Source organism: Kitasatospora sp. NPDC001527 (genome assembly GCF_040298605.1).
GTDB lineage: Bacteria > Actinomycetota > Actinomycetes > Streptomycetales > Streptomycetaceae > Kitasatospora.
In genome coordinates, this window is sequence record NZ_JBEPAM010000005.1 from 257,731 (window position 1) to 279,310 (window position 21,580).

General features: G+C 76.1%; 13 protein-coding genes. 11 read left to right on the forward strand and 2 right to left on the reverse strand.

The genetic code is table 11. The features are described 5' to 3' along the window. Positions 1 to 76: 76 nt before the first annotated feature. Positions 77 to 1,174: a PucR family transcriptional regulator gene (locus tag ABT238_RS07755; RefSeq protein WP_350756029.1), complete on the reverse strand. Its 1,098-nt coding sequence runs from the start codon at positions 1,172 to 1,174 to the stop codon at positions 77 to 79. Between the two features lie 85 nt (positions 1,175 to 1,259). Continuing rightward, entirely contained in the window at positions 1,260 to 2,228 is a 969-nt protein-coding gene (locus ABT238_RS07760; protein ID WP_350756031.1) for an SMP-30/gluconolactonase/LRE family protein, read from the reverse strand. Between the two features lie 226 nt (positions 2,229 to 2,454). Between ABT238_RS07760 and ABT238_RS07765 the strand changes: the two genes are divergently transcribed. The 11 genes from ABT238_RS07765 (at position 2,455) to ABT238_RS07815 (ending at position 21,527) form a co-directional block, all read left to right on the forward strand. Next, complete coding sequence (locus tag ABT238_RS07765) at positions 2,455 to 3,351, forward strand: alpha/beta hydrolase (RefSeq protein WP_350559820.1); 897 nt, start codon at positions 2,455 to 2,457, stop codon at positions 3,349 to 3,351. 304 nt (positions 3,352 to 3,655) lie between these two features. Continuing rightward, positions 3,656 to 4,435, forward strand: a complete 780-nt coding sequence (locus tag ABT238_RS07770; RefSeq protein WP_350559823.1) for an AfsA-related hotdog domain-containing protein — start codon at positions 3,656 to 3,658, stop codon at positions 4,433 to 4,435. After that, the gene (locus ABT238_RS07775) at positions 4,432 to 5,100 is read left to right on the forward strand and encodes a methyltransferase family protein (protein WP_350559826.1); all 669 of its coding nucleotides are present in this window, start codon (positions 4,432 to 4,434) and stop codon (positions 5,098 to 5,100) included. Before ABT238_RS07770 ends, ABT238_RS07775 begins: the two co-directional genes overlap by 4 nt. After that, positions 5,097 to 5,789, forward strand: coding sequence for a nitroreductase family protein (locus ABT238_RS07780; RefSeq protein WP_350559829.1), 693 nt, complete (start codon positions 5,097 to 5,099; stop codon positions 5,787 to 5,789). The genes ABT238_RS07775 and ABT238_RS07780 overlap by 4 nt, the downstream gene beginning before the upstream one ends. Further along, positions 5,782 to 8,637 carry a PEP/pyruvate-binding domain-containing protein gene (locus ABT238_RS07785; protein WP_350756033.1) on the forward strand — a complete coding sequence of 952 codons (2,856 nt, stop codon included), beginning with the start codon at positions 5,782 to 5,784 and terminating at the stop codon, positions 8,635 to 8,637. Before ABT238_RS07780 ends, ABT238_RS07785 begins: the two co-directional genes overlap by 8 nt. Continuing rightward, on the forward strand, positions 8,634 to 9,884 hold the full coding sequence (locus tag ABT238_RS07790) for a cytochrome P450 (RefSeq protein WP_350756035.1): 1,251 nt from the start codon (positions 8,634 to 8,636) through the stop codon (positions 9,882 to 9,884). Before ABT238_RS07785 ends, ABT238_RS07790 begins: the two co-directional genes overlap by 4 nt. After that, positions 9,881 to 10,852: a hypothetical protein gene (locus tag ABT238_RS07795; protein WP_350559838.1), complete on the forward strand. Its 972-nt coding sequence runs from the start codon at positions 9,881 to 9,883 to the stop codon at positions 10,850 to 10,852. The genes ABT238_RS07790 and ABT238_RS07795 overlap by 4 nt, the downstream gene beginning before the upstream one ends. After that, entirely contained in the window at positions 10,849 to 11,904 is a 1,056-nt protein-coding gene (locus ABT238_RS07800) for a ketoacyl-ACP synthase III family protein (protein WP_350559841.1), read from the forward strand. The genes ABT238_RS07795 and ABT238_RS07800 overlap by 4 nt, the downstream gene beginning before the upstream one ends. Positions 11,905 to 12,246: 342 nt before the next feature. Further along, complete coding sequence (locus tag ABT238_RS07805; protein WP_350756037.1) at positions 12,247 to 18,300, forward strand: DNRLRE domain-containing protein; 6,054 nt, start codon at positions 12,247 to 12,249, stop codon at positions 18,298 to 18,300. Between the two features lie 191 nt (positions 18,301 to 18,491). Continuing rightward, positions 18,492 to 19,679, forward strand: a complete 1,188-nt coding sequence (locus ABT238_RS07810; RefSeq protein WP_350756039.1) for a 4-hydroxybenzoate 3-monooxygenase — start codon at positions 18,492 to 18,494, stop codon at positions 19,677 to 19,679. A 42-nt stretch (positions 19,680 to 19,721) separates the two neighbouring features. Beyond that, positions 19,722 to 21,527, forward strand: coding sequence for a methyltransferase (locus tag ABT238_RS07815; RefSeq protein ID WP_350756041.1), 1,806 nt, complete (start codon positions 19,722 to 19,724; stop codon positions 21,525 to 21,527). The last annotated feature ends 53 nt before the right edge of the window (positions 21,528 to 21,580 follow it).

Below are 21,580 nucleotides of genomic sequence, written 5' to 3' on the forward strand. Positions count from 1 at the left end.
GGGCGGCGGTCCGGAGCCCTGGCGGCGGCTGGGACCCATCCCCTGACCCGGGACCGCGGTGCTCCGTGGACCGTCCTCAGCCGTTCGCGGGGGCCGGCGGGTCGTCGAGCAGGCGCCAGGCGGTGAGGGCCACCGCGGCGCGCAGCAGGCCGGCGGGCTCGGTGAGGTCCAGGCCGAGGGTCCGGCCGATCTGCTCGATCCGGCGGGCGACGCTGCTGTGGTGACGGTGGAGCAGCTCGGCGGCGCGCCGCAGGGAGCCGGTCGCGCAGTAGGCGTCGAGCGTCTCCAGGTCCTCCGGGGCGGCGGCGAGCCTGCCGATCGCGGCCACGTCGGGGTTCTCCCGGACGGCGTCCGGCGGCACCCGGTCTAGCAGGGCCAGCGCGCCGAGGTCCTCGTGCCGTACCACGGGCCGGCGGGCGGTGGCGAAGCGCAGGGCGGTGCGGGCCTGCCGCCAGGACACCTCCGGGTTCCCGGGGCCGCCGATCCCGGCCCGGGCCGGGGCCGGGAACCGGTCCGCGGCGATCGCCGGGGCCAGCAGGACGCCGACGTCCGGGAGCCGGGCCGCCTTCACCGGCGGGTCGGGGCAGACCAGCGCGCCGATCCGGTCGAGCGGCAGGGCCGAGCGGACGGCGGCGACCCGCACCGGCCGGTCGGGCGCGAAGCCCAGCAGGCGCAGCGCCCGGGCCCGGGAGGCCTCGTCGGTGCCGGCGCCGATGACCAGTTCGACCAGGGCGGGGTCGGCCATCGTGGTCGGTGCCGGGCCGTGCCGTTCGACGGCCGCCGCGACGGCGAGCGCGAACCGGTCCAGCAGCACCGGGTCGAGTGCCCCGGGCGGGCCGGGCCGTTCCAGCCAGACCGTGCCGATCTCCTCCTCGTCCAGCAGGATCGGCGCCGTCGCGGACACCGCCCTCCCGCCGTCCGCCGCACGCGGCCCACCCGCTCCGGCCGCCCCACCCGCCCCGGCCGCGGGCCGGCCGTCGGGCGTCATCCGGACCACCCGTGCCGTCCCGTGCAGGCGGACCCCGGCCACGCACTCCGCCAGCCCCGCCGAGGCCCGGGCGAGCGCCGGAAGGTCCACCCGCCGGCGCATCAGCGTGTCGTAGAAGGCGACGACGCGGATCGCGCCGTGCACGTGCGAGTCCAGATGTGACAGCCGATCGGCCAGTGCCTCCATCCCCGGCATCCTACGGGCCGGGGCCCCGGCCGCACCGGGGTCCGGCACGGCGGGTGTCCCGGCCCGCGCGGCGCCGGGCCGGGGCTCAGTGCGAGGCGTTCCGCCGCAGCCGGCTCGTCAGGAGGTTGGGGTCCTGCTGGGTCAGGTACGCGGCGTCGGCGATCCAGACGCGGTTGCCGCGGACGGCGACGGAGGTGGGGTTCTGCAGGCCGTCCGTGCGGTCGAGCACGACGGTGTGGCTCCCGTCGTCGGCGACCAGGGCGACCTGGCTGCTCGCGTTGAGGGCCGCCAGGACCTGGTTGCCGCGGCCGGTGAAGGAGAAGTCGTCGATGCCGGTCAGACCGGTGGCGGCGACCCGGGCCGCTCCCGCGCCGCCGTCGGGCCGGACCGGGATCCGCAGCAGGGTGCCGCGGTCGAGGTTGCTCACCCAGACGGCCCTGTCGTGGACCTTGATGCCGTTGGCACCGAGGAAGCCGTCCGCGTCCAGGGCGGCGCCGGTCGCCCACCGGACGGCGGTTCCGCCGCCGGCCGGGATCCGCCAGACCGTGCCGAGGACCGAGTCCGCGGCGTAGAGCGTGCCGGTGCGGGCGTCCCGCGCCAGGCCGTTGGGCAGGGCGTCCGCGGGCAGCGCGGCGACGCGCTCGGGGGTACCGCCGGGGGCCAGCCGCCAGACGCCGGTGAGCTCGGCGGTCCCGGTCGCGTAGACGAAGTGGAGGACGCCGTCGTCGGCGCGCACGACGCCGCCGAGGAACGGGGAGGCCAGCACCGGGGTGGCCGCACCCGGGGCCGGGGCGGGCAGGGTGGCGAGGACGCGGACGGCGCCGTGGCGGTCGATCTCGGCCACCTGGCGGGAGAAGGCGAAGGTCACCACGGTGCCGCCGTCCGGCAGCGGGGTGAGGTTCTCCGGCTGCTGCCCCCGGGCGAGGTCGAGGTGGGCGACCGCCGTCGGCGCGGTGAGCGGGGGAGCCGACGCCCGGGCGGGCGTGACGGCGAGGGCCGAGGCCGCCGCGGCGAGAACCACCGCGGAGACCCGGAGCAGGGGGGTGAAACGCATGGTGCGGTCCCTTTGCGCTTGGACAGGTGCGTGATCGGCGCCGGATGCGGCGTCACCTCACGGTAGGAACGGCGCACTTCCCGCGTTCGCGGACCAGCGCACGGCCGCTGGCCTCTCCCGGCACGGTGGAGCGCGCCGTTCGAAGCGCCGGTCGTCGCGTCCGCCGCCCCGACCGCGCGACGGACGGCGGCTGAACGCGGGCCCCCGGGGGCCGAGGATGGCGGTCATGGATCCCGAACTCGAAGCCTTCGTCCCGCTGCTCCCGTCGATCGACCTCGCCGACCCGGCCGCCGCCCGCGAGCAGGTGTCCCGTCTGCTGGCCGGCCGGCCCGCCCCCGACACCTCCGGCCTGCTGATCGAGGACCGCCTGGTGCCCGCCGACCCGGCCGTGGCGGTGCGGGTCTACCGGCCGCGCGAGCCGCTGGGCGCCCTCGTCTGGCTGCACGGCGGCGGGTTCGTCTTCGGAGACCTGGAGACCGAGCACCCCTGGGCCGCCGGGATCGCCGGCCGCTCCGACGCGGTGGTGATCTCGGTCGACTACCGCCGCTCGCCCGAACACCGGTTCCCGGCCGCCCTCGACGACGCCTGGGCCGTGCTGGAGTGGACCGCCGCGCACGCCGCCGAACTCGGCGTCGACCCCGGGCGGATCGCGGTCGGCGGCCACAGCGCGGGCGCGGGCCTCGCGGCCGCGGTGGCGCTGCGGGCGCGCGACGAGCAGGGGCCGCGGATCCGCTTCCAGCTGCTGAACGAAGCCGGGCTCGACGACCGGCAGGACACCTGGTCGCAGCGGAACTTCACCGACACCCCCTGGCAGGACCGCGCGAAGATCGCCCAGGCCTGGCAGCACTACCTGGGCGGCCGGCCCGCCACGCCGTACGCCGCCCCGGCACGCGCCGCCGACCTGGCGGGGCTGCCGCCGGCCTATGTCGCCACCGCCGAGTTCGACCCGCTGCGCGACGAGGACATCGTGTACGCGCTGCGGCTGATGCAGGCGGGGGTGCCGGTCGAACTCCACCAGTGGCCCGGTACCTTCCACGGCTCGCTGGCCATCCAGTCCGCCCAGGTGTCGCAGCGTCAGCTCGCGACCCTCACGGACGCTCTGCGCCGAGCCCTGGCGTGCTGAGCCAACTCCGGGATTACCGAAAAGGGAAGAGGAGATGTGGTTTCGGTCAACGGGAGGGGCGGTTTTCGGTCGGTGGTGCCGGGAGGTGCGGGTGTTGTCGGGAGTCGGTTGCCCGGACAGGTGATCGATGGTTACCTCGGTCCTCGTGAAATCGTTGGCACCAGGGGTCTCATTAGAATCTGACGCTTCATTAGCCCATGAGGCGACGTCAGGAAACGCGGAAGAACGGGGAGTCGGGCGGGTCGATGGCGATCCGTCGGGCTCCCCGTCCGGCACCGGGCCGAGCCCGGGAGCCGCCGTCCCGGTGGTGGTGGACGAGGGCGACCGGTGCTTCTTCGACCACCCGCTCGACCACGTACCGGGAATGGTGCTGGTGGCGGCGGTCCTGGACCTGGTCCGCGACCGGGCGGGCGCGGCCGACGGCCGGCTCCGGCTGTCGCTGACCTTCGACCGGATGTGCGAGCTGGGCCCGCAGGTCTGGCTGCACGGCGAGCCGGCCGAGGGCGACGACGGGCCGGTGTGGCAGCTGCTGGCCGTGCAGGACGGCGAGACCGTCTGCCGTGCCTCGGTCGGCCTCAGCGACGCCGGCGGGCCGGTCGTGCCGCCCGCCGCCGCCCGGGCCGTGCTGTCCGGCGGCGGCCGGGAGCACGCCACGCCCGCGGACCCCGCCCTGGTGCACCGCCACCTGCCGGAGAACGTCCTGGTGGGCGGGCCGTCGCGGGTCGAGCGGGCGGCCGTGCTCGCGCCCCCGCCGGGACACCGGCTGGCGGGCGCCGGGGTGCACGCCCCGGTCGCCCTGATCGAGTCGGCCCGGCAGTTCGCGACGATGCTGGGCCACACGGCCCACGGCCGGGACGCGGACGCGCAGATGCTCTGGCTGTCGCTGGAGGCGGACCTGCCGACCGGCCTGCCGGCGGCGGTGCCACTGGAGCTGTGGTGGGAGTTCGCACCGCCGCGCGGGGCGCGGGCGGTGTACCGGATGACGGTGGTGGACGCGGAGAGCGGCGAGCGGCACGGACGGCTGGACATCGGGGTCCACACCGTCAGCCGCGCCGGATACCTGAAGCGGAGGGCGACCCGATGAGTACGGTGAAACCTGTGGCGGGCGAGGGCCGGTCCTGGGCGGTGCAGGCGCCGCGGCTGTTGTTCGTCGTCGCGGTCCTCGCGGTCGGCACCGGCCTGGTGGTCCACCTGCGCCACGCCGGTGACCCGGTGGACCTGGTCGCCGCCGTCCTGGCCGCCTGCTACCTGGCCTGGCTGGCGGTCGAGATCCCGGTGACCTTCCGCAGCTCCGGCGCCGCGCCGCGCGAGTCCGCGTCGCTGCTGCTCTACGCGGCGGCCCGGATCGCGACGGTGTCCGCCGGCGTGCTCGGCCCGCTGCCCTGGGACCGCTGGTCCCCGCTGCTGCTGCTCCCGGCGGCGGTGTTCGTCGGCGGGGTCGTGCTGCGCCAGGTGGCGATCCACACGCTGGGCAGGTTCTACTCCCACCACGTCGCCCGCCAGACCGACCACCAGGTCGTCACCTGGGGCGTCTACCGCTTCATCCGGCACCCCGCCTACGCGGGGATGCTCTCGGCGCACCTGGGCTTCGTCGTGTTCTTCCTCAACCCGCTGAGCGCCGTCCTGATGGTCGCGCTCGCCGCCGCGATCGCCTTCCGGATCCGCACCGAGGAGCGGATGCTGGTGAACATCCCCGGCTACCGCGCCTACGCGGACGGCCACGCCCGCCTCGTGCCGGGGCTGTGGTGAGCGCGCCCGCCCGCCCCGCGCGGGTCCGCGTCCCGGCGACCCCGGACGAACTGCTGACGACCACCCGCTCGGTGCGCCTGCGGCTGGACCTCACGCGCCCGGTGGAGCTCGACCAGGTGCGCGAGTGCCTGGAGATCGCGCTGCAGGCGCCCAACGGCGGCAACACCCAGCGCTGGCACTGGCTGGTGGTGGCCGACGACGTCCTGCGCAAGCAGATCGCGGAGGTCTACCGGCGGGCCTTCGAGGCCCGCTACCCGCCGGCCACCGGCGCCGGACCGGCGACCGACGGCGGGGTGTCCGACCGCATGCTGGCCGGCGGCCGGTACCTGGCGGAGCACCTCCAGCAGGTGCCGGTCCTGGTGATCCCCTGCCTCGACCTCGCCGGCCGTCCGCTGCCGCGGGACAACCAGGCGGGCGTGTGGGGATCGCTGCTGCCGGCCGCCTGGAGCTACATGCTCGCCGCGCGCGCCCGCGGCCTCGGAACGGCGTGGACCACGGTGCACCTGGACGCGGAGCGGGAGGTCGCCGACATCCTCGGACTGCCGCGCGACGTCCGCCAGGGGGCGCTGATCCCCACCGCGCACGTGCTGGGGGACGGATTCGGACCGGCGCCGCGCCGGTCCGTGGACAGGGTGCTGCACCTGGACGGCTGGGGCGGCGGGGCGGGGAGCAGTGGGTCGGATGACTGAGTTCGTGGTGACCGCGGCGGGCGACGGCGGTGCGCTGGCGGACGCCGCGCAGGTGGGGAACAAGTTCGCCCGTCAGGAGGTGCTGCGGCGCGCCGGGTTCCGGGTACCGGAGTTCTTCTGCCTGCCCGCCGCCGCCTTCGACGCGGCCCTGGACGCGCTGCGCCCCGCGCTGGCGCCGCTGCCGGCCGGCGACGCCGGACAGGACGCCGTCGAGGCCTGGTGCGCGGCCGCCCGCGAGGCGCTCGCCTCCTCGGTCCTGCCCCCGGAGCCGGCCGAGCGGATCCGCAAGGAGTTCGCCGCGCTCGCCGGGCCGGACGGCCTGGTCGCGGTCCGGGCCTGCGTCGTGCCCGCCACCACGCCGGACACCCCCGACGCGGCGGAGGCGGTGGGGGAGGACAGCGCCGTCGACCCCTTCGCGGGCATGAGCGACAGCTTCCTCTACGTCGACGAGGAGGGCCTGGCCGACGCGGTGGTGCGCTGCTGGGCGTCCGCGTTCAACCCCCAGGCGGTCCGCTACCGCCTGCTGCGCGGCCTCGACCCGCGCCGGGCCCGGGTCGCGGTCGGCGTGCAGCGGATGGTGCTCGGCACCCGCTCGTTCGTGGCGTTCACCCGCGACCCCCGGGACGGCTCGCCGCGCCGCGTGGTCGCCGCCGCGTACGGCATCGGCGAGGGTGTCGTCCAGGAGAAGGCGGACGTCGACCACTTCTTCCACGACCCGGCCACCGGGGAGGTGAGCGCCCGGACCGTGCACAAGCGGTGGTCGATGGGCCTGCCCGAGGGCGCCGCCAGCGGAGCGCCGGTGCTGCTGCCGGTCGCCGAGGAACTGGCCGGTGTGCCGGTCCTGGACGACGACCAGGTGCGCGCGGTGGCGGAACTGGCCGGCCGGGTGGAGGAAGTGTTCGGCGTCCCGCAGGACATCGAGGGCGCCCTCACCGAGGACGGCACCGTCCACCTGGTCCAGGCCCGCCCGATGGTCGCCGGGCCCGCCATTACGGCCGCGCCCGCCGCCGCGCCCGAGGCCGACGAGCCCGCGCGCGTCCACTGGGGCAACCACAACATCACCGAGAGCTTCCCCGGTGTCTCGGGCGCCCTCACCTACTCCCAGTCCCGCGAGTTCTACCGGCGCTCCTTCGCCGACCTCTACCGGCGGATGGGCGTGCCCGAGTCCTGGGTGCGGGACAACGCGCACCGCCTCGCCCGGATGGTCGGCTACCTGGAGGGCCAGGTCTACTACCGGCTGGACGACTGGCACGCCCTGCACGGGCAGATGCCGATGTTCGAACTGGTCCGGCGCGGCTGGGAACAGGCGATGGGCATCACCGGCCCCGCCCGCGGCGAGCGCCGCTGGGCCGCCCCGGCGGTCGCCCGCGCGCTGCCGCGCCTCGCCTGGCGCAGCGCCCTGCACCCCTGGCAGGTCAGGAGCTTCCTGCGCTGGTGGGACCGGCAGATGGCCGAGGCGCGGACGGTCGGGGACTCGCCCGAGGAGCTGATCGCCTTCTACCGCCGGCTGTGGGAGCGCGCCGGCGAGCGCTGGGGCGTCACCCTGGTCAACGCCTTCATCGCCCTGGTGGTGCTCGGCGCGGGCGGCGCGCTGCTGCGCCGCTGGACCGGCGAGGGCCCGCAGGTGCTGGTCGGGCTGATGGCCGGCGGGCGCGAGAACCGCTCCCTGGAGGCGGTCCGCGCCGCCATGAGCCTGGCCGAACTCGTCGGGACCGTCCCCGAGTTGCGCGCCGCGGTGCTCGACGACGGCACCGACCCCGAGCAGCTGTGGCGGCAGATCGTCGCCGGCCGGTACGGCGCGGCCCTCGCCGCCGCCGCCCGCGGCTACCTCGCCCGCTACGGCGATCGCGCGCTGCACGACCTCAAGCTGGAGGAACCCACTCCCCGCCAGCGCCCGTGGACGGTGATCGCCCTGATCCGCCCGCTGGTGCGCCAGGGGGCGACCGTCGCGGCCAACCGCGCCGACGAGCAGGCCGCCGCCCGGCGCGCCCGCGAGCGGCTGCGCGAGGTGTGCCCCAACCCGGCGCAGCGCGCCGTCCTGCTCGGCCTCACCACGCTGGCCCGGGACCTCGCCCGGATCCGCGAGGACACCCGGTTCTGCCGCACCCAGCTGTTCGGCCTCTCCCGCGACGTCATGTGGAAGCTCGGCGCGGAACTCGCCCGCACCGGCGTCCTGGACGACCCGCTCGACGTCGCCGACCTGACCGTCGAGGAGGTCATCGGCGCCTTCGACGGCACCGGGACGGTCACCGACCTGCGCGCCCTGGTCACGCTGCGCCGCGCCCAGCGCACGGAGTGGGCCGCCAACCCGCAGCGCCCCGCCCTGCTGGGCACCCCCGCCGGCCTGCCGCTCGCCCGGGCGCTGCCGCGGGCGACGGCGGTGGGCGCGGGCGCCGCCGCGAGCGACGGCCTGCTGCGCGGGATCGGCTCCAGCGGCGGCGTGGTCCGCGGCCGGGCGAAGGTGGTGCTCGACCCGTCCACCGACCCCGACCTCGCCTCCGGGCGCATCCTCGTCGCCCGGGAGACCGACCCGGGCTGGCTGTTCCTCATGATGTCCGCCACGGGCATGGTCGTGGAGCGCGGCACCCTGCTGTCGCACACCGCGATCACCGGGCGGCTGCTGGGTGTGCCCACCGTGGTCGCCGTCCCGCGGGCCACCACCGCGATCCCCGACGGCGCCTGGATCGAGATCGACGGCACCGCCGGGACCGTGCGCCTGCTCCCGCCGTCCGAACAGCCCGCCGAGTCCGCGGAGCCCGCCGAGCCCGCCGACTCCGCCGAGCCCGCGTCCGGCCCCACCGGGCCCGCCGACGGGACCGTCACCACCGAGAAGGGCGACACGCCATGACCGACCCGGCCCGCTTCCCCTTCCCGCCCGCCGGGGACGTCCGCCCGCCCGACGGCTACCACGCCGTGCTGCGCACCGGCGCCCCGCACCCGGTCCAGCTGTCCAGCGGACAGCCCGCCCTGCTGGTCACCCGCCACGAGGACGTCACCGCCGTCCTCGGCGACGACCGCTTCAGCCGCGCCGGCTACACCGAACTGGCCCGCCCGCTGTTCGCCCGCAAGACCGAGTCCGTCCTGCTGGCCACCGCCGACGCACCGGACCACACCCGGCGCCGCCGCGCGATCCTGCCCGCCTTCACCGCGCGCCAGGTCCGCCTGCTGCGCCCCCGCCTGGAGGCGCTCGCCGAGCGCCTGCTCGACGACCTGACCGCCGGCGCCACCGCCGGCGAGGCCGACCTGGTCGGCGGCTTCACCGTGCCCTTCCCGATGCAGGTCATCTGCGAGGTGCTCGGCGTCCCCCCGGAGGACGGCGCGATGCTGCGCGCGGAGGTCGACATCCTGATGTCCACCTCCGGGCACACCCGCGAGGAGGTCGCCGCCACCCAGGCCCGGATGGACGACTACTTCGCCGCCCTGGTCGCCGGCAAGCGGCGCGCCGCCGAGGCCGGCACCCCGGCCGACGACCTGCTCACCAGGCTGGCGCTGCGCCCCGACGACGACCCCGCGCAGCGGCTGTCCGACCGGGAGGTGGTGGCCCTCGGCTCCGGGATGCTGATGGCCGGCTACGAGACCACCGGCAACTCCTTCGGCATGTGCGTCGTGCTGCTCCTGCGGCACCCCGGCCTGGCCAGGACCCTGCGCGAGCGGCCCGGGCGGATCCCGGCCGCGGTCGAGGAGATGCTCCGCTTCAGCTCCCTCAACAACACCGGCGGCGCGCCCCACCTGGTGACCGCCGACACCGAACTGGGCGGCTGCCCCGTCGCGGCCGGGCGGATCGTCGTCCCGCTCACCGACGCCGCCAACCGCGACCCGGCGGTCTTCACCGACCCGGACGCCTTCGACCCCGACCGCCCGGACGTCGCCTCCCACCTCGCCTTCGGCCACGGCCGCCACCTCTGCCTGGGCGCCGAACTCGCCCGCGCCGAACTGCAGATCGGCATCGGCGCGCTGCTGCGCCGCTTCGACGAGCTGGAACTCGCCGTCCCCGGGGAGGCGCTGGAGTGGCGCCGGACGATGTTCATCAACGGAGTCTGGCGGCTGCCGGTCCGCTGGAGCGTCGCCGCGGCCCCCGCGAAGCGGCCGGCATGACCCGGCGCCCCACGCTCCCGGCCCCGCCCGCCGCCCCCGCCGGGCCGGGCCCGCTCGCCGCCCGCCTCGGCGCGTTCGTCCGCGGCAGCTTCCCGCTGCCGCTGTCCCTGGTGTTCGCCGCGGCCTGGGCGCTGGGCGCCACCGGCCTGTTCGCCGCCGCCGACGGCCGCGTCGCGCACTGGCGCCCCGGCTGGGGCACGGCGGTGGCCGCGCTGACCGTCCTGGTCGACCTGCTCCTGCTGCGCGCCGCCGACGACCTGCGCGACCTGCCCTACGACCGGCGCCACAACCCGAACCGCCCGCTGGCCCGGGGCGCCGTGCTGCCCCGCGACCTGTACGCGCTCGCCGCCGCCGGAGCCGCGCTGCTGCTCCTGCTCAACGCCGGCAACCGCGCCGCCCTGCTGCTGCTCGCCGCCCAGTTCGCCTACACCACCGTCCTGATCGGCGCGGAGCTGCGCCTCGGGTGGCCGCGCGGGGACGCGGTGGTCACCGGCGTCCTGCTGAGCTCCCCGGTGCAGATCCTGCTCAACCTCTACCTCTACGCCGTCTTCCTGCACGACACCGGCGTGGACACCGGCCCGCCGGGCTCCGAGGGCCGCCGCGCGCTCCCGCTGCTGGTGGTGATCATGCTGGCGGCCACCCACCACGAGCTGGCCCGCAAGATCGTGCGCGCGCCGGGCCCGCACGAGCGCACCTATGTGCGGGTCTTCGGCCTGCGCACCACCGTCGCCCTGGCCGTCGGCTTCGCCGCCGCCTCCGCCGGGGCGTCCCTGGCGCTGCTGCGCCCCTGGGCGGGCGGGACGGCCGGGTGGGGCTGGCTGGCCCTGCTGCCGGCCGTCCTCGCGGCCCTGGCCGCCCGGACCTTCACCCGCACCGGGGCGGCGCGCTGGCCGGTCGCGGCGGTGGTCGGCTACCTGCCGGCCGTCTTCGTCTGCCATCTGCTGATCGGCCTGGGGGGCACCTCGTGAGGACGGACCGCCTGTACATCGCCGGGCTCGCCGCCCACGTGCCCCGGCTCTGGCCGATCGACGACGCCGTCGCCGCGGGCCGCCCCGGTGCGGAACAGGCCCGGGCCGACGGCTGGACGAGCGTGTCGGTCGCGGACGACACCCCGGCGCCGGAACTCGCCGTCGAGGCCGGCCGGCTCGCGCTCAAGCGCTCCGGCCTGCGCGCCGAGGACGTCCGTCTGGTCCTGCACGCGGGCACCTTCCACCAGGGACCGGACGGCTGGTACCCCGCGAACCACGTGCAGCACCACGTCCTCGGCACCTCGGCCCCGGCGATCGGCCTGGACCAGGGCTGCACCGCGATGCTGGACGCCGCCCGCCTGGCGCACGGTCAGCTGGCGCACGCCCCGGCGCACTCCGCCGTCCTGGTCTCGGCGGCCGACAACTTCGGCACCCCGGCGCTCGACCGCTTCACCTACGCCCACGGCTTCGGCGCCGGGCGCGGCTCGATCCTCGGCGACGCCGGCTGCGCCGTGCTGCTGTCCGCCACCGCCGGACCGCTGCGGATCCGCTCCCTCGTCCAGTCCTCGCTCTCCTCCTGGGAGCGGCTCTACCGGGGGACGGAGGAGCTGTTCCCGCCCGGCCCGGCCGGCGGCACCCGCGTGCCGATCGGCCTGCGGATGGGCGCCTACGCGGACCTGGTCCCCGACCGCGACCTGCGCCGGAGCATGGCCCGCGAGCTCACCGAGGCCCGCACCGCCCTCAACCGCCGGGCGATCGAGGAGGCGGGCGTCACCGCGGCCGACATCACCCGGGTCACCCACGTCTTCTCCGGCCACCCGCGGTACGCGGAGGGCCTGCTGCGCCCGCTGGGCATCGACCCCGGGCGCGGCATGCTCGACCTCGGCCGCACCCTGGGCCACCTGGGCGCCTGCGACCAGTTCCTCTCCCTCGCCCACCTGGTGGACACCGGCGCCGTCGGCCCGGGCGACCACGTCCTGCTCACCGGCAACGGCGCCGGCATCTCGCTGGCCGCCGCCGTCGTCGAGGTCCTGGAGCACCCCGCCTGGTGACCCGGGGCGCGCCCGCCCCGCCCAAGCCCGGTCCAGCCCCCGCCCCGTGCCGCGCCCGTCGCGTCGCGGGGCGGGGCGCTTTCCCGGGCGCGGAACCGGCCGTTCGGCGGCGGGAATCGGCCGTGACTCCGAACACGGACCGTTCGGCGCCCGACGATGGCGTACGCATGTACACGTCGCCCGATCGGGCGGCCTTCCCGGCACGGCCCCGCGCCCGGACACCGAGTCCGGCAAGAGCCCCGCGGCGCGGCCCGTCGCCCGAGCGCACGTGCGTACCCGAGGACCGTCTCCCGTTCCGGCGATCACCCCTGGAGTGTGCCTGTGTCATCGTTCCCGCCGGCCATGGGGGGCCTGCCTCCCTCCCGGACCCGCGCACCACGCCGCCGATGGACGGCGGCCACCCTCTGCGCCACCCTGCTGGCAGGACTCCTGCTCGGCGTCCAGGACGCCGCGGCCGGACCCCCGGCCGAGGCCCCGCACGGGGCCCGGCCGCCCGCCGGGGCCCAGGAGCCGGCCCGCGACCGGGCCTCCGCCCGGCTCGCGGCCCGGCTCGGCGGCAAGCCCGTCGAAGTGCCCTCCGAACGCACCGAGTCCGCGACGACCTGGGCGAACCCGGACGGCACGCTCACCCTGGAGGTCGCGGCCGGGCCGGTGCGGATGCGCCGCCCCGACGGCGCCTGGACCGACGTCGACGTCACCTTCGCCGAACGCCCCGACGGCTCCGTCGCCTCCAAGGCCCACCCGCGCGGGCTGGCCCTGGCCGGCGTACCGAGGGGCAAGCGCGCCGGCTCCTTCGCCGAGGCCGCCGCCACCCCGGCCCAGGACCTGCTCACCCTCAGCGCCGGGGGCAGGGGCGTCGCGGTGCAGTGGCGGGGCGGCCTGCCGGCACCCCGCCTGGACGGCGCCAAGGCCACCTACCAGGACGTCCTGCCCGACGCGGACCTCGTCATCGACGCCACCCGCACCGGCTACGAGCAGTCCGTGGTCCTCAAGAAGCGCCCCGACGGCACCGCCGACTACACACTGCCGCTGAAGGCGCCCGGGATCGACGCGCGGCAGAACGAGGACGGCGGCGTGACGTTCACCGAGACCGCCACCGGGCGCGAACTCGCCACCATGCCGGCCCCGGTCATGTGGGACGCCACCGTCGACGAGAAGTCCGGCGAGCACACCCGCCGGGCCCCGGTGGGCCTGAAGGTCACGCGCTCCGGTGACACCATCGAACTGCGCCTCAGCCCCGACGCCGCCTTCCTCGCCGATCCGGCGACCACCTACCCCGTGACGGTCGATCCGTCCGACAGCGTCCTGTCCGACGTGTTCGACACCTGGGTCCAGCAGGGCGAGACCGCCGACGCGTCGAGCGCCACCGAACTGAAGATCGGCTGGCCGGGGGACTGGGCGGACACCGCCCACACCAAGCCCCGGATCGCCCGCTCCTTCATCAGCTGGGACATGGCGCCCATCAAGGACGCCCTGGTCTCCCGGGCCACCCTGTCCCTCTACAACTTCCACTCCTGGGACTGCACGAAGCCCGCCGCCTGGGAGGTCTGGGACACCAACAACGCGACGACCGCCAGCCGCTGGACCAACCAGCCGGCCTGGCTGCAGAAGTACACGACCTCCACCGAGACCCGCGGACAGAACTGCTCCACCGGCGGCTACGTGAACGCCGACGTCACCCCGCTGCTGCAGTACTGGGCGGGCCGGACCACGGTCGCCCGCCAGGGCCTGGGCCTGCGCGCCGCCAACGAGGCCGACACCGGATCGTGGAAGAAGTTCTACTCCGGCAACGCCGCCGCCGGGCAGATCCCCAAGCTCTCGGTCACCTTCAACTACCGCCCCCGCACCGGCACCGACCAGCAGGCCGGCCCGCCGTTCTTCGCGGACAACGGCGTCTACACCGTCAACACCCTGACCCCCGTCCTGCGCGACACCTTCGCCGACTCCAACAACGACCGGATCAACGGCACCTTCCAGATCGTCGACGCGGCCACCGACCAGCCGGTCGGCGACCTACTGGTGTCCCCCTGGGGCGCCAGCGGGGAGCCGGTGTCCGTCACCGTCCCGCCGGGCGTGCTCCAGAACGGCCGGACCTACCGGTTCCGCAGCAACCCGTACGACGGCACCCACTACAACCTCGGCTGGTCGCCCTGGCGCACCTTCACGGTGGACACCGCCGCGCCCTCCGCGCCGACCGCCGTCACCTCCACCGACTACCCCTCGGCCGCCTGGGTGAAGGGCGTCGGCCAGAGCGGCACCTTCACCGTCACACCCCCGCCGGGGGACCACCGGTGGCTGGAGTGGACCCTGGACGGCAGCACCTGGACGCGGATCGCCACCGACGGCACCGCCGCGCCGGTCAGCCTGCTGGCGACGCCGTCCCACGGCGGCACCAACACCCTGCGGGTGCGCAGCGTGGACCGGGCCGACAACCGCTCCGAAGCCCTCGCCTACGACTTCCACGTCGGGGCCGGCGGCATCACCAGGCCCTCCGACAGCCGGCGCACCGCGGCCCGGCTGCCGCTCCAGGCCGAGGCCGACGGCTCGCGCTACGACGCGGTGACCTTCTCCTGGCGGCGCTCGGACGCCGACGCCTGGGCCCCCGTCCCGCCCGGCCACGTCAGCGCGGCGGGCGCCCCGCTCGGCGGCTGGCCGGTGGCGCTCACCGCGGGCCGCAGCCCGGAGCTCGCCTGGGACGCCGCCACCACCGTCAGCCCCGACGGCGCGGTGCAGCTGCGGGCCGACTTCACCGGCCCGGCCGGCGCCACCGCCTCCAGCGACCCGCTCAAGGCGATCGTGGACCGCACCGCCGACAACGCCGCCACCGTCACCGTCGGCCCCGGCACCGTCAACCTGCTGACCGGCGACTACGACCTCGGCCGCACCGACGCCGCCTTCCACGGGACGGCGATCACCCGGACCGCCTCCTCCCGCACCCCGCAGGAGGGAGCGGCCCAGAGCGGACAGGCCGCGATCTTCGGCAAGGAGTGGCTCTCCGGCACCGCCACCGGCCGCAAGGACTCCGGCTACACCGCCGTCAACCGCACCTCCGCCACCTCGCTGGACGTCCTGCGCACCGACGGCACCGCCCTGCACTTCACCGCCGACGCGACGGCCACCGGCTGGATCCCCGAACCCGGCGCGGCGCACCTCGCCCTGACCGGTTCCTTCGCCGACGGTTTCACCCTCACCGACAGCAACGGCGACACGGCCGAGTTCGCCCGGACCGATCCCGCCGCGGCCGCCTGGGCCCTCATCCGCTCGTCCACCCGGGGCCTCGACAACACGACCAGCACCATCGTCTCGCAGAACGTCACCGGCCCCGACGGGCGGATCCTCACCCGTCCGCACCGGGTGGTCAGCCCGACCAGCGCCGTCGCCGCGTCCGTCTGCGCGGCCGACCCGGCCGTGCGCGGCTGCCGCGTCCTGGAGTTCGGCTACGCCCAGTCCACCACCGCGACCGCCGGTGCCCTCGGGGACGTCGCCGGCCAGGTCAGCGCGATCCGGCTGTGGTCCACCGAACCCGGCGCGGCCGCCGCGACCGCGGTCGACGTCAGCCGCTACGCCTACGACGTGAACGGCCGGCTCCGGGAGACCTGGGACCCCAGGACCACCCCCGCCCTGAAGACCGCGTACGACTACGACGCGGCGGGCCGCGTCACCACCCTCACCCCGCCCGGTGAACTGCCCTGGACCTTCGGCTACGGGCGGGCCGGCAACTCGCCGGCCGCCGGCGACGGCATGCTGCTCACGGCCTCGCGCCCGACCCTGGCCCCCGGCTCCGCCGACCAGGTCGACGGCACCGCCACCACGACCCTGGTCTACGACGTCCCGGTCACCGGCGGCGGCGCGCCGTACGACCTGGGCCGGGCCGCCACCGCCGGGTGGGGCCAGCGGGAGACCCCCACCGACGCCACCGCCGTCTTCCCGCCCGACCAGACACCCGCCTCCAGCAGCGGGGCGCAGCTCCCCGCGAACGGCTACGGCCGCGCCGACCTGCACTACCTGGACGCCTCCGGCCTGGAGACCGACACCGCCCGGCCCGGAGGGGCCGTCAGCGCCACCGACCACGACGCCTCCGGCAACACCGTGCGCCACCTGACCGCGGCCAACCGCGCGCTGGCCCTGGCCACCACCGACCAGGACCGCGCGACCCTGGCCGCCCTCGGGATCGCCGCCCTCGGCAGCGCCGAACGGGCCGACCTGCTCTCCACCGCGACCACCTACAGCGCCGACGGCAACCGCGAGCTGGAGGTCCTCGGCCCGCTGCACTACGCCACCCTGGCCCAGCGGCTGACGGCCGGACAGACGGTGGTCGCCGAGGCGGGCACCCAGCTGCCCCTGCGGCAGCGGACCGTGAAGGAGTACGACGCCGGCCGGCCCACCGACGGCAGCGCCACCGTGCGCGACCAGGTCACCAGGGAGACCGTCGGCGGACAGCCCCGCATCGACACCGCGCTGCTCGCCGACGCCCGCACCACCGCCATCGGCTACGACTGGGCCAGGGGCCGGCCCACCACCAGCGTCCAGGACCCCGACGGCGCCCGGCTCACCACCACCACCGGCTACGACGCCCAGGGGCGGGTGACCAGCACGAGCCAGCCGGCCTCCACCGGCGCCGACGCGGGCACCACGACCACCGCCTACTACACCGGGGACGGCAGCGGACCCTGCGCCGGCCGGCCCGAATGGGCGGACCAGGTCTGCTCCGTCGGTCCCGCCGCCGACATCACCGGCGGCGGCGCCAACCCGGCCCAGCTGCCCCGCCGGACGCTCGAGTACGACCGCTGGGGCCAGACCACGCGCACCGTCGAGACGGCCGCCGGCGTCCAGCGGATCACGACCACCGGCTACGACGCCGCCGGCCGCCGGACCAGCTCCACCGTCAGCGGCCCGGGCCAGGAGGTCCCGGTCGTGACCACCGGCTACGACGGCGCCACCGGCCGCCCGGTCACCACGGCCGCCGCCGGCACGGGCACCATCACCACCGCCTACGACCGCCTCGGGCGCCCGATCGCCTATACCGACGCCGACGGCGGCACCACCACGACCCGGTACGACCGCCTCGACCGGCCGGTCCTGGTCACCGACTCCGCGCCGTCGACGCTCAGCTACACCTACGACACCGCCGTCGAACCGCGCGGCCTGGTCACCGCGGTCGGCGACTCGGTGGCCGGCATCTTCACCGCCCGCTACGACGCGGACGGCACCGTGGTCGGCACCGGGCTGCCCGGCGGCTACACCATGCGCCAGCTCACCAGCCCGACCGGCACCCTGGTCAGCCGCACCTACACCCGTGACAGCGACGGCACGAACGTCCTGGGCGACGGGATCAGCACCACCGTCCACGGCCAGTGGGCCACCCACACCGCCACCTTCGCCTCGGCCTCCCAGCAGGCCTTCGGCTACGACAGCGTCGGACGCCTCACCCGGACGACCTCGGTCGCCGACGGCGTCTGCACCACCAGGACCTACACCTTCGACCGCAACACCAACCGCACCGCCCGCAGCTCCGTCAACGCCGCGCCCGGTGCCGACTGCGCCGCCTCGGGCGGCACCCCGGAACAGCACGGCTACGACACCGCCGACCGGCTGACCGACCCCGGCTACGTCTACGACGCCTTCGGCCGGACCACGGCCCAGCCCGGCGCCACCACCTCCTACTTCGCCAACGACCTCGTCCGGCAGCAGAGCACCGCCACCGACCGGCAGACCTGGAGCCTGGACCCGGCGCTGCGCCTGCGCGCCTGGAGCACCGAGGTCAACGCCGGCGGCGGCTGGACCCCCTCGCGCAGCCGGATCAACCACTACGGGTGCGCCTGCGACAGTCCCGGCTGGACCGTCGAGGACACCGCCACCGGCGAGCTGACCCGCCAGGTCGCGACGCCCGCCGGCGGACTCGGCGCCACCACCGCGAAGACCGGCGGGGTGCAGCTCCAACTCGCCAACCTGCACGGCGACATCGTGGTCTCCCTGCCGCTCGACGCGGGCCGGTCCCCGGTCGCGGTGACCTTCGACGAGTACGGCAACCGCACACCGGGGACCGCCCCCGTGCGGTACGGCTGGCTCGGCTCCCAGCAGCGCTCGGCCGAGACGCCGACCGGGGCCTACCTGATGGGCGTGCGGCTGTACGACCCGGCGCTCGGCCGGTTCCTGAGCACCGACCCGGTCCCGGGCGGCAACGCCACCGCCTACGACTACGTGTTCCAGGACCCGAACACCCACTTCGACCTCGACGGCCAGTGGGGGTGGGGCTGGGCCCGCAGGGCCTGGACCTGGGTCAGGCCGTTCCTGATCAAGTGCGGCCGAGGGGCCTGGGCCTCGCGCAGCTACGGCTACACCTGGCAGCAGAAGGCCGCCGCGATGGCCATGGGCTGCTTCGTCTACCAGATCTGACGCTCCCGCGCCGTGCGGCCGGTGCCCGTCCCTCCGGGGGCGGGCACCGGCCCGTTTTGAAAGACCGATCGTCATTCCATTCACACCTGAGAGTGATTTGCCCCGATTTCCGTATCCGCCGCTCGTTACCCTTGACGTCGTATGAGTGACCGTCAGAACGGCGACGTCGCACCAGCAACGGGGGAGCGGACATGGTCGAAGAATCGGCCGAGGTGGTGATCCTCGGCGCCGGTCCGGCGGGGCTCGTCCTCGGCAACCTCCTGCACCGGGCCGGCATCGACTGCGTCGTCCTGGAACGCGCCGACCGCGCGCACCTGCACGCCCGCGCCCGGGCCGGCTTCCTCGCCGAGAACACCGTCCGCGTCCTGGACCGCCACGGCCTCGCCGACGGCCTGCACCGCCGTGGCCAACCCCACTCCACCTGCGAGTTCCGCACCGCCGACGGCCGCTTCCGCCTCGACTACGCGCACCTCGGCCGCGGCGAGCGCCACACCGTCTACCCGCAGCAGTACCTCGTCGCCGACCTGCTCGCCGCCTTCGAGGCCGCCGGCGGGAGGCTGCACTTCGCCACCGAGGCCCACCGGGTGCTCCACACCGACGGCGGGCGCCCGGCCGTCGAGGCCACCGGGCCCGACGGACGCCCGGTCCGCTGGCGGGCCCGCTACGTCGCCGGCTGCGACGGCCGGCACGGCGCCGCCCGCCGCTCGCTGCCGCCCGGCGCCGTCGTCCACCACCACGACCACGGCCTGTCCTGGCTGGGCCTGATCGCCGAGGCGCCGCCCAGCCTGGACGCCGTCGGCTACGCCGTGCACGAGCGCGGCTTCGCCGGCCACATGGCCCGCACCCCGCAGATGACCCGCTACTACCTGCAGTGCGAGCGCGGCACCCCGCCCGAGGCCTGGTCCGAGGAGCACATCTGGCACGAACTCGACGTCCGGATGCGCGCGGCCGACCACGGCCCGCTGCACCGGGGGAGCATCGTCCAGCGGACCGTCGTCGACCTGGAGTGCGACGTCGTCGAACCGCTGCGCCACGGCGCGCTCCTGCTCGCGGGCGACGCCGCCAGCCTCGTCACGCCCTCGGCCGCCAAGGGCGCCAACCTCGCGGTGCTGGAGGCGGAGCTGCTCGCCGCAGCCCTCGTCGACGACCTCGCGCACGGCGACGGCCGCGCCCTGGCCGGCTACTCGGACCGCTGCCTGGAGTACATCTGGCGCGCCCAGGAGTTCTCCCACTGGATGGTCCGGCTGCTGCACGCCGTGCCCACCCCGCACGGCGGCCCGTCGTCCTTCGACGAGGGCCTGCGCCGCGCCCGCCTGAACACCCTGCGCACCTCGCGCACCCAGCAGGACTGGTTCGCCGAGCACTACGTCGGCCTCTGAACCTTCCGGCACCCCCGACACCCGCACCGAGGACGCACCACGATGACCACCGAGGACGACACGTTCCGCCTGCGCGCGACGGCCGACTTCGTCCGCCGCCACGACGCCGCCACCCTGCTCCCCCTGCTCCTGCCCGACCTCGACGACGCCGCACTGCGCACCCTCACCCGCCACCTGGGCTTCACCCACGCCGCGCTGCTGGTCTTCCCGCCCGACGCGCGGGCGCTGCGCGCGGAGCTGGCCGCCTGCGGCCTGGCCGCCGACACCCCGTCCGGCCCCAGCACCGTCGTCCGCCGGCGGCTGGCCGAGCGCCACCACCGCGCGGCGGAGGCGCTCGACGTCACCATCCTGCGCCCCGCCGCCCACGGCCCGGACGGCACCGCCCGCACGGTCGAGGTGTTCGCGCTGACGGTGCCGCCGGGCTCCGACCTGCAGGCGCTCGCCGACCACGAACGCGCCCACCAGCACGAAGCACACATCGCCTTCGAGGTCGCCGACCCGGAACCGCTGCTCCTGCGCGGCCTGTGCGCCCTGCTCGCCGAGCACGGCGCGGGCCCCGACGGCGGCGGCCACAACCCGCACGAGGACGTCACCGTCCTCTACTTCACCGCCCCCGCCGCCGCCCGGGCCGGCTACCGGCGCCTGGAGCTGTGCGCGCCGGGCGAGCACCGCGCCGTCCTCACCGCCCACCTGGCCGCCACTGAAGCCACTGCCGCCACCGCCACCACCGCCACCACTGCCGCCCGTCCGGCCGTCACCGCCCGCCCGCCGGCCGAGACCCTCCTGCACCTGCTGACCGGTGCCTGGACCACCCAGGCCCTCGCCGCCTGCGCCCGGCTGCGCCTGCCCGAGGCCCTGTCCACGGCCGAGGCCGTCCCCACCGACGCCCTCGCCCGCCGCACCGGCACCCATTCCCGCGCTCTGGCCACCCTGCTGCGCTACCTCGCGATGCTCGGCGTCGTCGCCCCCGAGGGCGACGGCCACCGCCTCACCGCCGTCGGCGACCTGCTGCGCGAGGACGCCCCGGGCTCGATGCGCCCGCTGGCCCTGCTGTACGGCGGCCCCTTCTACCGCTCCTTCGGCGAGCTGGACCACACCCTGCGGACCGGCGAGGCCGCCTTCGACCACCTGTTCGGCGAGAACCACTTCGACCACTTCGCCCGCGACCCCGAACTCGCCGACCTCTTCGACCGCTCCATGGCGGCGAGCGCCCGGATGTTCGACCCCGTCCCCGACCACCCGGTCCTCACCGCCGCGGCCCGGTCGCCGGCGGGCGCCACCGTCGTCGACGTCGCCGGCGGCAACGGCGAACTCCTCGCCCGCGTCCTCACCGCCCACCCGCGGCTGCGCGGCGTCCTGCTGGAACGCCCGCACGCCGTGGAGGCCGCCCGCCGCACCATGGCGCGGGCGGGCTGCGCCGACCGCTGCGGCTACCGCGCCGGTGACTTCGCCGACGTTCCCGGGGGCGGCGACGTCTACCTGCTCTCCCGGGTGCTGCACGACTGGGACGACGACCGCTGCCGCGAGATCCTGCGCCACTGCGCCCGGGCGATGCCCGCCCACGCCGACCTGCTCGTCCTCGAACGCCTGCTGCCCGCGGACGGCTCCCCCTCCCTGGCCACCGCCTGGGACCTCCACATGATGTGCAACGTCGGCGGCCGTGAACGCGAAGCCGGCCACTACGCCGCCCTGTTCGCCGACGCCGGCCTCGCCCTCGTCGACCGCACCCCCCTCCCGCTCGGCGCCGCCCTGCTGCGCGCCCGCCGGCCCACCGCGGCCCCCGGGACCGGCGCATCGGGCGAGCGCGCAGGTCAGCAGGGGGGTGGTGGCCTCCGTACGGCCGGGTGACCGGGAGAATGGTGCGGTCAGTCCCCCGGAAGTACAGAGAAAGCGAACCCCCA